Annotated in this window: 9 protein-coding genes; 3 read left to right on the top strand and 6 right to left on the bottom strand. The window is 57.1% G+C overall.

Going from position 1 to position 15794, the window contains the following annotated elements; all coding sequences use genetic code 11:
* The gene (locus tag ED655_RS12645; RefSeq protein ID WP_122050460.1) at positions 1-1404 is read left to right on the top strand and encodes a class II fumarate hydratase; all 1404 of its coding nucleotides are present in this window, start codon (positions 1-3) and stop codon (positions 1402-1404) included.
* A 296-nt stretch (positions 1405-1700) separates the two neighbouring features.
* On the opposite strand, the gene ED655_RS12650 is transcribed toward ED655_RS12645, so the two are convergent.
* Positions 1701-4148, bottom strand: coding sequence for an SIR2 family protein (locus ED655_RS12650; RefSeq protein WP_122050461.1), 2448 nt, complete (start codon positions 4146-4148; stop codon positions 1701-1703).
* A 466-nt stretch (positions 4149-4614) separates the two neighbouring features.
* Between ED655_RS12650 and ED655_RS12655 the strand changes: the two genes are divergently transcribed.
* A complete protein-coding gene (locus ED655_RS12655; RefSeq protein ID WP_122050462.1) occupies positions 4615-6114 on the top strand; it encodes a S10 family peptidase in 1500 nt (499 codons plus the stop codon).
* A gap of 67 nt (positions 6115-6181) precedes the next feature.
* On the opposite strand, the gene exaC is transcribed toward ED655_RS12655, so the two are convergent.
* The 4 genes from exaC to ED655_RS12675 form a co-directional block, all read right to left on the bottom strand.
* Positions 6182-7687, bottom strand: coding sequence for an acetaldehyde dehydrogenase ExaC (gene exaC, locus ED655_RS12660; protein WP_122050520.1), 1506 nt, complete (start codon positions 7685-7687; stop codon positions 6182-6184).
* 248 nt (positions 7688-7935) lie between these two features.
* Positions 7936-8727: a deaminated glutathione amidase gene (locus ED655_RS12665; protein WP_122050521.1), complete on the bottom strand. Its 792-nt coding sequence runs from the start codon at positions 8725-8727 to the stop codon at positions 7936-7938.
* Between the two features lie 112 nt (positions 8728-8839).
* A complete protein-coding gene (locus tag ED655_RS12670; RefSeq protein WP_122050463.1) occupies positions 8840-9793 on the bottom strand; it encodes an N-acetylglucosamine kinase in 954 nt (317 codons plus the stop codon).
* A gap of 93 nt (positions 9794-9886) precedes the next feature.
* Entirely contained in the window at positions 9887-12361 is a 2475-nt protein-coding gene (locus ED655_RS12675) for a TonB-dependent receptor (protein WP_122050464.1), read from the bottom strand.
* A gap of 326 nt (positions 12362-12687) precedes the next feature.
* Between ED655_RS12675 and nagB the strand changes: the two genes are divergently transcribed.
* A complete protein-coding gene (nagB, locus tag ED655_RS12680) occupies positions 12688-13455 on the top strand; it encodes a glucosamine-6-phosphate deaminase (protein ID WP_122050465.1) in 768 nt (255 codons plus the stop codon).
* A 128-nt stretch (positions 13456-13583) separates the two neighbouring features.
* On the opposite strand, the gene ED655_RS12685 is transcribed toward nagB, so the two are convergent.
* Positions 13584-15776 (bottom strand): beta-N-acetylhexosaminidase, encoded by a 2193-nt coding sequence (locus ED655_RS12685; protein ID WP_122050466.1) that lies wholly within the window; start codon positions 15774-15776, stop codon positions 13584-13586.
* Positions 15777-15794 lie beyond the last annotated feature (18 nt).

The following is a 15794-nucleotide window of genomic DNA, read 5'->3' on the forward strand; positions in this document are numbered from 1 at the left end:
ATGACCGATACACGCATTGAAAGCGACGGCCTCGGCGAAATCGAAATCCAGGCCGACAAGCTCTGGGGGGCGCAAACGCAGCGCTCGCTTCATTATTTCAGCATCGGCCGCGAGTTGATGCCGCGCGAGATGATCGAGGCCTATGCCATCGTCAAGCGCGCCTGTGCGAGCGCCAACCATCAGAGCGGCCGTCTGGGTGAGACGCAGTACAATCTGATCACCACAGTCTGCGATGAAATCCTGACCGGTCAGCACGCCGACATGTTCCCGCTTCATGTCTGGATGACCGGCTCTGGCACCCAGTTCAACATGAACATCAACGAGGTCATCTCGAACCGCGCCTGCCAGCTTTCCGGCGAGGCTCTGGGCAGCAAGCGCCCGGTTCATCCCAATGACCACGTCAACATGTCGCAGTCCTCCAACGACAACTTCCCCACCGCCATGCATGTGGCCGTCGTGCTGGGCAGCCGTCGCAGGTTGATCCCGGCCCTGACCCGTCTGGCGGAATCCATCGAGGCCAAGGCCGAGGAATGGAAGGACATCGTCAAGATTGGCCGCACCCATATGCAGGATGCCGTGCCGGTCACGCTGGGTCAGGAATTCCACGGCTATGCCGGAATGTTGCGCGAGAACATCGCCCGCCTTCAGGAAGCCGAAAAGGGTCTCTACCCCCTCGCCCTTGGCGGCACAGCACTTGGCACCGGCATCAACACCGATGCCCCCTTTGCCGGTCGTGCCTGCGCCGAAATTGCCCGCCTGAGCGATGCCGCCTTTATCAGCGGCGAAAACAAATTCGCCCTGCAAGGCGCGCATGATGCACTCGTGCATTTCTCTGGCGCGCTGCGCACCACGGCAGGCGCGCTTTATAAAATCGCGAACGATATCCGCCTGCTCTCCTGCGGCCCGCGCGCCGGTTTTGCCGAGCTGCATCTGCCCGAGAACGAGCCCGGCTCGTCCATCATGCCCGGCAAGGTTAACCCGACCCAGGTCGAAGCGCTGGCCATGCTGGCCGTGCAGGTGATGGCCAATGACGTGGCGGTTGGGTTCGGTGGCGCCGGTGGCCTGCTGGAAATGAACGTCTATAAGCCACTCATCATCCAGAACATCATGCAGAGCATCACCCTGCTGCATGACGGCAGCGAGAATTTCCGCACCTTCCTGATTGAAGGCACCAAGCCGAATCTCGCCCGCATTGAGCGCTATGTGGCGGAGTCCGTCATGCTGGTGACGGCCCTCGCCCCCACCATCGGCTACGACACGGCCTCAAAAGTCGCGCATCACGCCATGGACCATGATTGCACGCTGAAAGAGGCTGCCCTGGCCCTAAACGCCGTCAGCGAAGCCGATTTCGACCGACTGGTTGACCCGCGCACCATGCTGGCACCGAATTTAAAGGGAAAGTAAAGGAAAGCGGGGCTCTGCCCCGCCCCCCGGAAAGGGGCAGAAGCCCCTTTCATCCCGATAAATGCAGTATATCGTTGCATCCGCTTGGGGGAAAGCATCCCCTCCGCCTTGGACCAGGCGGGCGTTCTTATCATGTTGTGGCAATTATTTAGAAGAACCCCTCAACGGAAATCTCAGATCACTCGAGAGCAGATTCCGTTCGAACGCATGAATTCAACCAAGTGAAAATGATCTATAACGGTCTCTATTCGAAGAATCAGACGAAATGCTTTCTCCATATTTTATTCGATCTCTCACTATTGTATGACAGCCTTATTAATCGCCGATTGAGCCCTGCCCTTTTGATATCCGGGTAGCAGCACGCCAATTCGCTCACGGCCATAGTTCACGAGTGGCTCTAACCAGCTTTTGATCTGGATTTTATGCCCACTGTCTAAGCGGACACTTACCAGATTATACGTTCGCACGATCTCTGCTAGAGTTTCAAAAGGATAGTGCTGCGGGTCGTTTTGGCGCAGAACCTTATCATTAAGAAGAATTGCTTCTCTGAAATCTCTAAACAGGTCGGCTGTTGCACGAGTGGTTTGTGCCGCTCGCATCATTAGGAATTTTGCGCGCCGGTCGTTGAGTTGACGACGGTCGTAAGTCCCCTTGGTGCGGCGCTCGATTTCAGAGGCTTCCGTATATCCCTGGTTGAGAAACTTTTCTGCGTCATTAAAGGAGCCGACCTCGCATTTGGCCATGTGCCACTGAAGCCAGAAAAGTGGCCTTCGTCGGATTTGCAATTTTTGCTTGTTATGTTCGAAGAAATTTTCAATCGCATCGCTATCAGCGACGACCTTAGAAAGAATAGAAAAACGCATCAGTTGCTCGAACATACGCTGCTCGAAATGATTTCGGTTGACTGAGGCAAGATTTTTAAGAACAAATACTATGGTGTCAACTATTTCTTTGTCGTCGAACAGATTCTGAAGAATATTCTGAGCCCCGATTGAGGGTATGGTTTCTACAATTCCGGCGTTTCGGCGGAGAAGGCGAAAAGCGCCATCACCGGCCCTCACATTTATCCTGTCAATCAGCGCGCCATAGTCTATTTCCATCATGTTAGACAGAAAAGTGAGCGGTACATTTTCCCCAATATTAGTTATATACAGCGCAGCAATAACCGCATCTCGTTCATCTTTATTGAGAGATAGCTTACTGAACTCCTCCCGATAACGTCCAGCAACGTAATCCGAGCGAAGTAACTTCAAAAGAAAATGCGGTAGGCTTGCCTGACATGTATCGTTAATGAAACGAAGCCGTGCATCTTGATCAAGCTTATGAAAATCACGCCATCCAGCGATTTGATCGACCAGTTCGCTCAGATCACGCGCTTCACCCTGAGAGAGTGTGGCCAGAGTAATTTTTTGAAAACTCCGGAAATTGAGGAGAGACCTGAGGCTATCAGAGCTAGCATCTAGCGCAACTGCCCGGCTTGTTAATATCAGAACGCCGCCCTGGCCATCAAACTGACGTGCGATGCTCACGAGCCGTTCCCTCGGCAGATCAAAGCAGTTCTCAATGATCAGTGCGGCGTTCGGTACATAGCTCAGAATTTCTGCAACTTCGTTAAGTATATTCTCATAAGCCTGCCGCAGTAAGTAGACAGGCCTCGCGCCCGAGAGGTGATAAGCAACATCGGTTGTAACTATAGATTTGCCATCACAAGCGTAACCATCATAGAGTATGATGCGGATATCACCTGCGATTGCGTCAAGCGTATGTTGGACGGCGCTGCGTTGTATGTGGTACTCTGATACATCGTTGGAGGCGTCCCGCGCAAGTTGTGACGGCTCGATCTTACCATAGAGAAACAAGTCCTCGATCTCTGCTTGTGTAGGAACCGTTGTGGCGGGATTCGGCGGTGTATACTTCACGAAGCTGGCAAGGTGTGGCTCTCTCGGTGCTTCCTTGGCTAAAAGCTGCTTGATGATGGTGGCAAACCCGCTCCTCCCAATGAAGAGTGGGGTGCCAAGCCGCATTTGAGCTGCTGCAATATCAGGGTCGGCGTTGGCGGTCGGGCGATTGATGAAAAAGGCTTTGGCGCGTAAACCCGTCAGATCGTTGATCGCCTGGTTGAGGTGGAAATCGCCAGCATTGAACCCGACAAAAACCACTATTTGGGCTTGGTCGATGTCACGTCGGAAGCGTTCAAGCCAGCTCTTTACATGGGTGAGCTTCGAGTAACTTTCGGCACCAAGTACGCAGCTTTCGCGAAAGTTATGTATGTCCCATTTCGACACATAGCCGTGCAGATGGATAATCTCGAGATTTGCTGTAGCCGTTTTGGGGTCATCGGTGTTGTTGAGGGAATCGACCTGTCTGCGTGCAGCCTGCGCCGCAATCTCGAGCGCATTATCGTAATTTGTCGTGTAGACGACTTGCCAGGGATAGCGCAACAGATCGGTCATATCGCCGGTCGAGTTCGAAACCGTGAATTGTTCTTTCAGGAGCGTCATCATGCCATTGTCGGCAATCTTCCCATGAAGTGCATCGGCAGCGTTTTGTAGGTTTTTATATGGGGGGATCTGATTAAGTGCAGTGTTAAAGATGTCTAGTAGTTGTGCACCCGCGCCGAGCGTTTCATCAGGCTTGAAATTTAGACAATCCGCGGAAAACCCGGCGCCGCAAAACAGAATACCACCTCCCTTGCGAGCTAGGTCCAGACGCCGCGCCAACTCATCCAACGTATTCCGTTCCACGAATCGCCACCCCTGAGCTTAATGTTGTTTCCGAAGAACACTACATTTTCTTATCTACACTGTCTCACAGAAACGTCGGGACACTTTGGGCGAGTTAGTCCAGATGGCTTCAATATGCGTGAGTGGCCCAAGGAAAAGGACCTTATCAGAGGTCGGATCCCAACATTTCTGCATGTTAATATCCGTTTTTTTTGCGGCCACACATCCGGAAAATATCTTCATTCTTATTGCGCCACTCGGCAACCAAGAGATTGTGGCGCTTATACCTGCTGTCCGGAGAGCTTTACCAAGCAGCTATACCTAAGATGCTGGCTAAAGCTGCCACTCGGGAACCAACACTCCGTAACGGATTTCCAAAGGATGACGGCCCTTTGGCGGGCTTCGGGGCAGCGCCCTAATCCTCTCCTCCCCGCATTGCACCCCCTTCCGAGATTGTTATACTGTTCCAAACTCGAAAGGACTTTGCATGTCGCGCAAGACTCTTGTTGCGGCGTTGCTGGCTTCGGCCTGCTTCGCCCTGCCCCTCCTCCCCGCCGCCCACGCAGCTGAGCCTGCCAAGAGCGAGGCGCCGAAGGAGGGATTGGCGGCGCTGCTGCCTGCGGATTCCATCACCAAGCATCATCTGACCGCAGGCGGGCAGAGCATTGCCTATACTGCCCATGCGGGCACGGTCACGCTGCGTGACAAGGAGGGCAAGCCCTCCGCCAAGGTCTTCTACGTGGCCTATACGAAGGACGGGGCGAATGCCCACACGCGCCCGGTGTCGTTCTTCTTCAATGGCGGCCCCGGCGCAGGCACGGCCTATCTGAATCTCGGTGCGGCTGGCCCGCGCGTGCTGCAGTTCCCGGCGGATCATCCGGAAGATGGCGCGCGCGCCCATCTGGCCGACAACCCGGATAGCTGGCTGCCCGCCACCGACATGGTGTTCATCGATGCCGTGGGTACGGGTTATTCGCAGCCGACCGACCCGAAAAAGGCTGCCGAGCAGTTCTACAGCGTCACCAAGGATGGTGAGGCTTTCGCCAAGGCCATTGCGCTCTGGGTGGGTGAAAACGGGCGTCAGGCCTCGCCGCATTATCTGGTGGGCGAGAGCTATGGCGGCATCCGCTCGGCACAAGTAGCTGATGCGTTGCAGCAGCAGCAGAACCTCATCGTCAATGGCATCGTGATGATCTCGCCCGCTATCCAGATGCAGTTTCTGGACAACACGAACAACCCGATGGCCTCGGCCATGGCGCTGCCGACGTTCATCGCCTCGCATCTGTCGCAAACCGGCAAGCTGACGCCGCAGGCGGTGGATGAGGCCTATCACTATGCGCTCGGGCCGTATCTGACCACCATCGCCAATGCCCCGCCCAAAGGCGATGACGCGAAGAAATTCTATACCGATCTAGCCGCCCGCACCGGCCTGCCGGTGGATGTCATTACCAAGGAAATGGGCGAGCCCAACCCGTTTGCGCATGACGTGCGCAGCCGCGATGGCCGCCTGTACGGCATTTACGACTTCACCCAGTCGATCCCTGACCCGTATGCCGATGGCATCGAAAACGGCCAGAGCCCGGAAATGACGCTGTCCGGCTTCGGTCGCGCTTATGGCAATGCCTATAGCGGCTATCTGGCCAATGAGCTCGGCTACAAGACCGACCTCACCTATGATTTGCTGAGCATGGAAGTGAACGGCGCCTGGAAATTCACCAGCTCCGGCTCACAACTGACCGATCAGGTCGGCATCCTGCGCAAGATGCTGGCGCTCGACCCCAGCCTGCATATCTTCATCGCCAATGGCTATTTCGACATGGCCTGCCCGTTCGGCACTACGCGCTGGACCAAGGACCACATCCCAGTCGGGGCCGAACGTATCGCGCTGCATCTCTATGAAGGCGGGCATATGCTCTACACCCGCCCTGCCAGCCGCGCCGCGCTCACGCGTGACGTCTCGGCATTTTATAACGACACGTCCAAGTAAAACGGTCAGGCACGGGGTTGATCGCCCCGTGCCACGGAGAGGGGCAACGGCCCTCTCCCCTCCCGTCTCAGAAGAAACCAAGCTTCGTCTCGCTATAGCTCACCAGCAGGTTCTTGGTTTGCTGGTAGTGGTCGAGCAGCATCTTGTGCGTTTCGCGACCAATACCGGATTTCTTGTAGCCACCGAAGGCCGCGTGGGCGGGATAGGCGTGGTAGCAATTCACCCATACGCGCCCGGCCTGTAGCCCACGCCCCATGCGGTAGCAGGTATTCGCGTCGCGGCTCCATACACCCGCACCCAGACCGAACTCAGTGTCATTGGCAATGGCCAGGGCTTCTTCCTCGGTCTTGAAGGTCGTTACTGCCAGAACAGGGCCGAAGATCTCCTCCTGGAAAATACGCATCTTGTTATTGCCACGGAACACAGTCGGCTCGATGTAAAAGCCGTCATCCAGCGTTCCGCCAAGTTTTGCCGCCTTGCCGCCCGTCAGAAGCTCGGCCCCTTCTTCCTTGCCGATAGCGATATAGGACAGGATCTTGTCCTGCTGCATCTGCGAGTTCTGGGCCCCCATCATGGTGGCGGGATCGAGCGGGTCACCCTGTTTGATGGCCCGCACGCGCGGCAGCACTTTCTCCATAAAGTGCTCATAGATGGATTCATGCACCAGCGCACGGCTCGGGCAGGAGCAGATCTGCCCCTGATTGAGCGCGAACATGGCGAAACCCTCAATGGCCTTGTCGAGATAGGAATCATCACGATCCATCACGTCGGCAAAGAAGATATTGGGAGATTTGCCACCCAGTTCGAGCGTTGCAGGAATAAGGTTTTCTGCCGCGGCATGAGCGATGGTCTTGCCCACGCCGGTCGAACCCGTGAAGGCCACTTTGGCGATGCGCGGGCTTTTCGCGAGGTAATCCCCTACATCGCGCCCGCTGCCATTGACGATATTGAGCACGCCCGGCGGAAACAGATCACCGATGATATCCATCACCACCAGAATACTGGCGGGCGTCGTCTGGGCGGGCTTCATGACCACGCAGTTACCGGCGGCAAGCGCAGGTGCCAGCTTCCATGCGGCCATCAGGATTGGGAAATTCCAGGGAATGATCTGCGCGACAACACCCAGCGGCTCATGAAAATGATAGGCCACGGTGGTGTCGTTGATCTCGCCCAGACTACCTTCCTGCGCCCGAATGCACCCGGCAAAATAGCGGAAATGGTCAATCGCCAGCGGAATATCGGCGTTGAGCGTCTCACGCACCGGTTTGCCGTTATCCCAGGTTTCGGCACGGGCAATGAGGTCGAGATTGGCCTCCATACGGTCCGCTGCCTTAAGCAGAAGAAGCGCCCGGTCAGCCACCGAGGTCCGGCCCCAGGACTCACGCGCCTGCTCGGCGGCATCGAGCGCCATATCGATATCAGCAGGGGTGGAATGGGGAACCTGGCACAGCACGCGGCCATCGACTGGCGAGTGATTATCGACATACTGGCCGGAAACTGGCTCACGCCACTGTCCGCCGATGAAATTGCCATAGCGTTCGCGAAATGGAGGGGCTGCCTTGTTTCCCGACATTTTATCTACCTTTTCAGCAGGCGGCATGGCGACATCTTTGGGGGATGTCTGAGCCTAACCACCCGAACTCAATATAGCCGTTATCAGCAACAGAATTACTGTGCCGTTTAACGTTATTCATGAGATAAACATGAAAAAGCCGGTCGGGTTTACTCAAGCTCGCGAGAGGTCACCGCTTCGTGAGAGCGCTGCAAGGGCAGCACTGTCGCCAGAAAGAGGCGATCCCGCCTTGCATCTTCGCTGCACTCTCAAAGATCGTCGCGCAGAACAGGCGCAGCGAAGCGCCGGTTTTCGAGCACGGGCAATATGCGCCTGACCTCCTGCACATGGCTCTGGTCGAGTGTCGCCATGATCAACCCCGGTCGGGCGCCCTGCGCGGCCACCACCACGCCAAGCGGGTCGATCACCATGCTGTTGCCGATATTCTGCGGACCGCACTCGCCCGCCCCCAGCACATAACAGGTGTTTTCAAGCGCTCTGGCCGCCAGCATGATTTCCCAGTGCCGCTCCTTGCCTGGCCCGCGCAACCACGCGGCAGGCACAACAATCGCCTCCGCACCCGAGAGCGCCAGATGACGCGCGATTTCCGGAAAGCGCACATCATAGCAGGTCATGAACCCGATCCGCACGCCACCGATATCGAGAACAGGTGGCAGGTCATGGCCGGGGGCAATCAGGCGTGATTCCTGCATGGCGAAGGCATCGTAGAGATGCAGCTTTCTGTAGCAGGCCAGGATAGCACCATCGGCCATGACAACGAGCGTGTTATGAAACCGCCCTGCCCCATCAGGCACGTTCACGCAAAACGCGACCGTAATATCCTGTGTGACCGCCAGCAACCCGGTCACAAACGGCCCATCCAGCTTCTGCGCCGTGCGCAGAACATGATCCGGGTCTGCCGGATCGCGCGCCAGGATCCCTTCGGGCAGAACAAGCAGCTTTGCGCCACCCGCTCGGGCCTCCGCGATCATTCCGCTCGCTATGGCAAGGTTTTCTTCCCATTGGGCCGAAACGATGAATTGTCCAAGCGCGACGCGCATCGCAAGCTCCATTCCGGTGCGTGATCTCGCCACCCTAGACCGGCGAGGCACGCCTTGCCATCACGTCGTCACCGTTGTTACGCGATAGAGGCTGCGAAATTGCCGAAGCGCCCTAGCTGATCCCGGCAGCCTCCAGCGCCTCACCCAGGCGCGCGACAAAGGCGCTGTCCGTAACCCAGCCCGCCAGCTGTGCGGCAACGAGCACGGCTCCTCCTATGGGGGGCAAACCCGGCGCGACAGGTACGCCACATTGCTGCGTGATACGCTCGCGCAGAACAGGACTGCGCATGGTTCCCCCGGCATAGCTCCATGCCAGATGCGGCGCGTCGAGCCTGTGACGCAGGGCATGAACATGCCGCGCAAGGTGCTCGGCCGCCTGCGCAAACAGGTCATGCGAGACGATACACCCCTGCTCTGCCAGTCGCCCCAGCCCTGCTGTGAGGGCTGCCACGGCCGGTCGGGCCTCGTGCAGCCCTGCATACCATTCCTGAAGAGCACTCGTGCACCCGGTAGTTTCCTCCGGCCAGCCCTGCATCCTTGCAAAACGCGCCTGAAAGCCGGTCTCGTCAGGGAGGCGCCCATCCAGAACCTGCGCCAGATGCGCAAGGGCCAGACGCCCGATCCAGTAGGCACTTCCTTCATCACCGAAGAGACTGCCCCAGCCACCTACACGGGCTGTCCGCCCCTGCTCATCCTGCCCCCAGGCCATCGACCCTGTGCCGGAAAGCAGCAGCACACCCGGCCCGTTAAGAAAGGCACCCCGACAGGCCATATCGACATCATTATGGATGACATGAGGCGCGGGACAGGCTGCACCAAGTGTCTGCGCCAGTTCGCGGCTGAGACGCCCGCTCTCGCCAAATCCAGCCATGCCGAAAGCAGCCGCACGAATATAGGGCTGCTGTCCCTCCAGCAGCCCTGTAATCACGCTCCGCCACTCTGGTACGTCAAACGGGTTCGACCCACCGGCCTTGCGTATGTCGGCAAGGGAGGCGTCAGGTCTGACGCGCAGGAGAAGTGTTTTCGTGCCACCGCCATCAATGGCGACAATATCGTTGTTCCGCACGTGTTTCCCGTCTCTAGGCCATTGAAACGCGCCCGGACATTCCCCGGGCGGGGGCGATGAGTCAAGTCGATCCGGTTATTGATCCACGCCGGATCAGAACCCGGTCGAGAGTGAAACCAGAGCCGCGAAATTGCCACCAACGAGATAGATGGGTGAGCCAGCCTTGGTCTGATTACCGTAAATTCCTGTGCGGCTCTGGGCGCTGGTGACGAAACTGGCTGGTGCGGAACGATAGATGTTGTTGCCGATATTGACCAGATTGAGCTGGATTTTCGGGCCGTTCAAATGCGCGACATGAGGCAGGCGATAACCAAGCGTGATGTCTGACACGACATAGCCCGGCATGCGCTGGTCATTCATGAACGTGGAATATTGCGAGCTGATATAACGCAGGCTGAAATTCCCGAAAAACTGCCTGTTGTCGTCATAGGCAAGACCAACGGACGCTGTCACATGCGGTGTGGCCACCATCGTCTTCCCCGCCGTTGGCAGATAATCGATGACAGACTGACCCGCTGCGTTGGTCGCCGAGACAGGCAGATTATTATCCGTTGTCGCGTGCAGGTACTGGGCCGAGACATAAGGGCTGAAATGATGCCAGGGCTTGAGCCCCAGCTCACCCTGAATACCGCGGATCGTCTCGCCACCCACATTGATGGGCATGGAAACCAGCGTATTGGTGCCAGGAATATAGGAGGTGGAGCTTACCTGATGATTGGTCAGGTTCATGTTGAACGCCGAAACCTGAAAATGGATCAGCGTGCCGTTATGGCGATAACCGATTTCCTCACCAATACCGTACTCGCCCTTCAGGCTGCCTGGCTGTGACGTGGCACCCACTGAGTTGGGATCGAAAATCTGGCTATAGGCCTGCACCGAAGCCGGCGCACGGAATGAGGTCGTGCCATTGATATAGATCTGGTCCTTGGATGTCAGCGCATAGCTGATGGCCACCTGTGGCAGAGGTGCGAAGTAATTGCGCACTGTCTTGTAGGGATCGGCTCCGGGTACGTCATTCGTCCCCTGACGTGACACCATGACCGTACGAAAGCCCGCGCTCAGTGTCAGCTTGTCATTGAGCAGTTTGAGCGTGTCGGCAATGAACAGCGCGTTGATCTGCTGCATGAAATTGAGGTTGTAGCCGCTCAGCAGATCACCGCCCGGCACGCGGATGCCATAGGCTCCATAAGAATTGGCAGCCTTGCCCGAGAAATCCACTGTCGCGAAGGTCGAGTGCTCCTCATGCGTTGCATAGGAATACCAGTAACCGCCAGACAGCGTGTTGTGCCCGGAGGTCCAGTCCAGAGACGTATTGATGGCACCGACTTTCTGGTTCCACGGATCGACCGCAACCGTCGTGATCTTGCCGTTGGTAACGTAAGGCTGGTTCAGATTGCCATAGACCTGCGTCCCGAAAGTACCACCGGATGCCGGAATATTCTCACCACCCACAGCGGGGCCGAACTGATGAACATAATAAGGCGTGACACTCAGCTTGAGCCCGCGTGCCAGCGTGAAATGCATAGGCACCACGACATCCTGCGAGTTCAGATTGCTCAACTGAAGCTTGTAGTAGCTGGCATCCCCTGGCGTGTAGTGATCACTGTAGGTCAGCCCCTCGCCCCATTGCTTCCACTGGGCCGCCGTTGGCGACCGAAAAGGCGTCTGCTCCTGTTTGTTGAAGCCGAAAATGGCGCTGATCGAGTTGCCATCACCCCATTCCTTCACGAATTTCGCATCGACATGGTAGCGCTTCAGCCCGCCGGGACCACGCCAGTTAGTGTTCGATTGGTGCGAAAACGATACGAAACCACGAATGCCCGTCTGCCCGATATCACCCGTATCCAGACGGAGGAATTCCTTGTTGGCGCTCTTGTTGCCCCCCATCAGATTGATGAAGCCACCATATTTGTGCGACGGGTTGAGCGCTGTTGCCGAGATCTGCCCACCAACCGCGTTGAATGTCGGCGCATTGAGATCGGGCGAGCCTTGTGAGACCGTCACAGAACCCAGATTTTCCGTATCGACAAGCATCGCCGTGTAAGGCTCGTAATTGATCGGATCAGCCAGCGGTGCGCCTTCAAACAGATAACCGATCTGGCTCTGGTTCATGCCACGCATGGTGATATTGTCACCTGCCGTCGCAAGCGGGCTTTGATTGGCATAGACCACGCCCGGGAGATTGGCGATCATCGACGAGATATTGCCCGTGGGCGCCTGCTTGGCGATAAAATCGCGCGTCACCCCGCTCTGTGAGCGCGGCGCAGTCTGCTTTGGCATCAACCCGCCGCCCGGGGTGGTATTAGTCGTCCCATCTGCATGACGGCTGGATGATCTGACCGAGATTTCCTCTGCCTGCGGGTTGGGCCCCAGGACTGAACCCTCTGTCGCGCTTCCTGCGCGGCGATGCGAGATACCGGATTTCTGGTCAGACATCTTCGCCTGGGAATTTTCAGCCTGCCCGCCTTCTCCGGGCTTCGCCGCCGCCTGGGCAAGAGCAGCACCGGCGGCACAGTTCATTGCGATAGCGGAACAGAAAACAAGGAGATCACGTCTCATATGGCGCATGGTCCACTCCCGTTTGCGTGGAGGATTCAGAATATACTGGCCACGATGGAAAGAAATCGTTGTTATCTTTCCGTATCGTTCCACCTTGAACCGAAACGTTAGACGGCAGAATTTTGAGCCGCAATAGTTTATTCTGAAAACTAAGTGATTATTGAAATTTATCAGAAAATAACCCTGTTTTTTCCGTTGATCGTCACATCTGGGTGTCTTGAATGCGAATTCTGCTTAATTTATGTCGATAAACAAAGGGGGAGGTTTTACTAGGGAGGGAATCGGTATCTCCTCTTACCCGCCCACAGCCTCACAAAACAGGATCATGACCGTCCATGCGCCTTATCATTATGCCTGAATCCAGCTCCGCCATGCGACTCGCCGCTGCCGAAATCGCTTCTGTGATGACCTCCTGCGCGTCACCTGTGCTTGGCCTGGCGACCGGGCGGACCATGGAGGGCGTCTACGGAGACCTTGTCAGGCTGCATCAGAAGCAGGGACTCGATTTTTCTCAGACTACCACCTTCAATCTTGATGAATATGTAGGGCTCCCTGCCGATGACCGTAGGTCATATCATTATTACATGAATGATCTGCTCTTCCGGCACGTCAATATTTCCCCTGAAAACGTCCACCTTCCTGATGGCATGGCCACCGATCTGAGCCAGGAATGTGCTGCCTACGAACAGGCAATTCACCAGGCAGGCGGCATTGACCTGCAATTGCTCGGTATTGGCGATACAGGACATATTGGTTTCAACGAGCCTCCCTCTCCTTTCGATACGCGCACACGCTGCGTGACGCTCAATGAGCGCACACGGCAACAGAATGCCGCCATGTTTGGCGGTGATCCGCACAAAGTGCCTAGTCAGGCCCTGACGATGGGCGTTGGCACCATACTCGAGTCAAAGCAGCTTCTTCTCCTCGCACTCGGCAGGGCAAAGGCTGATATCGTGGCACGTGCCATCGAGGGTGATGTCACGCCTCAGGTGAGCGCTTCGGCCATTCGTCTGCATGGGCGCTGCACGGTTATCCTGGACGAGGCCAGCGCGTCAGCCCTGACGGAACAGACGCGGCGCATGGCGGATTTCCAGACACGCTAGATCTTCCGATTTCTGGGAGGGGGTTTTCCAGACCGGATCGAGGGTGCAATACGCCTCGCGATGCCCTCTTTTCCGCGCTGCTCTGAAAGACGAAAGGGCTTCGGGATCATCACCCGAAGCCCTTTTTCTTATTCTGCGCTGTCAACCAGTGCCTTTATGCCTGGTACGATCGCAATCAATAATCCGCCAGGAGGCTGCTCCACATGATTGGATGCCTCATGATCAGCACTGGCGGCATAGGCCGCATCCTGAGCGGCTAGGAGCGTCCTCGCGCGCTCGTGCCATGCCTTGTTCTTCCTGCCAGGTTGCATGGCCTCAAGACCCAGCTGTGACAATGCGGCAATCTGCGCAGAAACCGGCTTGACCTCGTCGATAGCGGACTGTCCCGACAGAGCCTGGAACGCACTGTCATTGCCGATATAGCGCGCGAGACAGCTCTGTAGCGAAGCGCCAAGGCTGTGATCGCCTGCCTTGTACCGCACCGCCAGGATATTGAATTTGTTCCCCTCGAAACTGTCTGGCCCCGCAATTGCCGCTGGAGAATTCAGAATTTCATCACCCTTGTGGCTCGCAAGCCGGTTGATCGCATAATTGCGCACCGGCACGGTAATCGCGACCAGCTGCGTCAATGGCGTAATGTTCTGTGGGGTCAGACGGGCAATCATCCGGGCCTGATGATTACTCGCCTGCAAGCCGAATGTCTCAAGCATATTCATGACCAGCGGGAGACGATCTGTGAGGGCCTGCGGGTCTCTTACCGACTGATCGGACCAATAGCGCTCGGCAAGGGCCGCGGAGCGCGGCCAAAGACGCGCATCGACCATTTCATCAGACACGACTTCCGTCCAGAGCGGTGCCTCACCACCCAGCACCAGCTTCTTCTGAGCCTCGTCCAGCGGTGGCGCATTGGGGTCGAGCGTAAAGGCATCCTCAAGCGGCCGAGGTTTCTGCCCGGGCGGATTGGGTGCCAGACCATCGGCACGCGTATCAAACGGGTCAACGGCGTAATGTGTGGTCGAGGGATTGAGCAGATCGAGATAATACCCCGATGACACGACCACCGGATGACCGACACGCGTGGCGGACCCAATCCATTTGGAGCCGCGCCAGGCTTCGACAACGACGTTTTTGGGTATGGGGGCCTCGCTCACCTCATCCCAGCCCATCATGATCTTGCCATCCGCAGCGAGGAGCTTCTCGATCTCTGCAGTAAAGGCCGCCTGCATGGCAGGCGCATCCTTGTAGCCGTGCGCCTGCATATAGGCCGTGATCTGCGGGTTGGTGGTCCACTGGCTGGATACGACCTCATCACCCCCGGTATGAAAATAGCGGTCCGGGAAAAGCCGTGCCATTTCGGCAAACAGGATACGGGCGAATTCGAGCACTTTGGGGCTCGTCGGGTCCATTGCCGGCGTGTTGAGGTTGGGGTGCTTCGCGCAATGAGTTGTTGTTTCGCCATTACCCGAAGCGACGTCGCAATCCTTCACCCAGTCCTTCATCGTCACGACGGGCTGCTGCGCGGCAAGCTCAGGATAGGCCGCCAGAATGGAAAGCGTGTGCCCCGGCACGTCGAATTCCGGCACGATCCGTATGCCCCGGTCGGCAGCATAGGCGATGATCTCGCGTATCTGATCCTGCGTGTAGTAACGGCTATGGCCGCCAAGTTCCTGAAGGCGTGGCAGGCGCTTGCTCTCAACGCGGAAGCCTGTTCCGTCGCTCAGATGCCAGTGCATGACATTGAGTTTGGTCAGTTCCATCGCATCCAGCTGTCGCTTGATGGTGTCGGTGGACTGGAAATGACGCGAAACGTCGAACATGAGACCGCGCCATTTGAAGCGTGGTGCATCGACAATACGCCCCTGTGCAATCACTGGTGCAGCGCCTCTCGTGTCCAGCATCTGCAGCAGCGTGGCAAAACCATGGATTACACCGGCAGGGCCATCGGCAGTCAGCCTGATACCCGTGGCAGAGATATCCAGCTTGTAGGCCTCATGCGCGTCGAGCGTCAGGTAGGAAGGGTCTCGCCCTACGTCGATCGTGAGCGTGGGTCCATGACCCGTCGCAGGGCGAACGCCAGCCGCTGCAAGACGTGCGCTGAAGCGCGCAGCAGCCCGTTTCAGCAACGGGGTGGGCGCGTGTGACCAGTGAATATCCGGCAGCGCCGTGAGCGCAAGGCTCTGTGCATCCAGTGCAACCCTGGCAGGCTGGGGCATGAAGACCGGGGTCAGCGGCGCTGCCAAGGCAGGACGGATCGCGGCATATCCAGCCAGCAATACGCCAAGCGCAACCCCGGAGTGGATTACCCTTTTCGGGAGAAACATCAGGCCCAATCCTTTTTC

This window comes from Asaia bogorensis, assembly GCF_900465345.1.
Taxonomy (GTDB): Bacteria; Pseudomonadota; Alphaproteobacteria; order Acetobacterales; family Acetobacteraceae; genus Asaia; species Asaia bogorensis_A.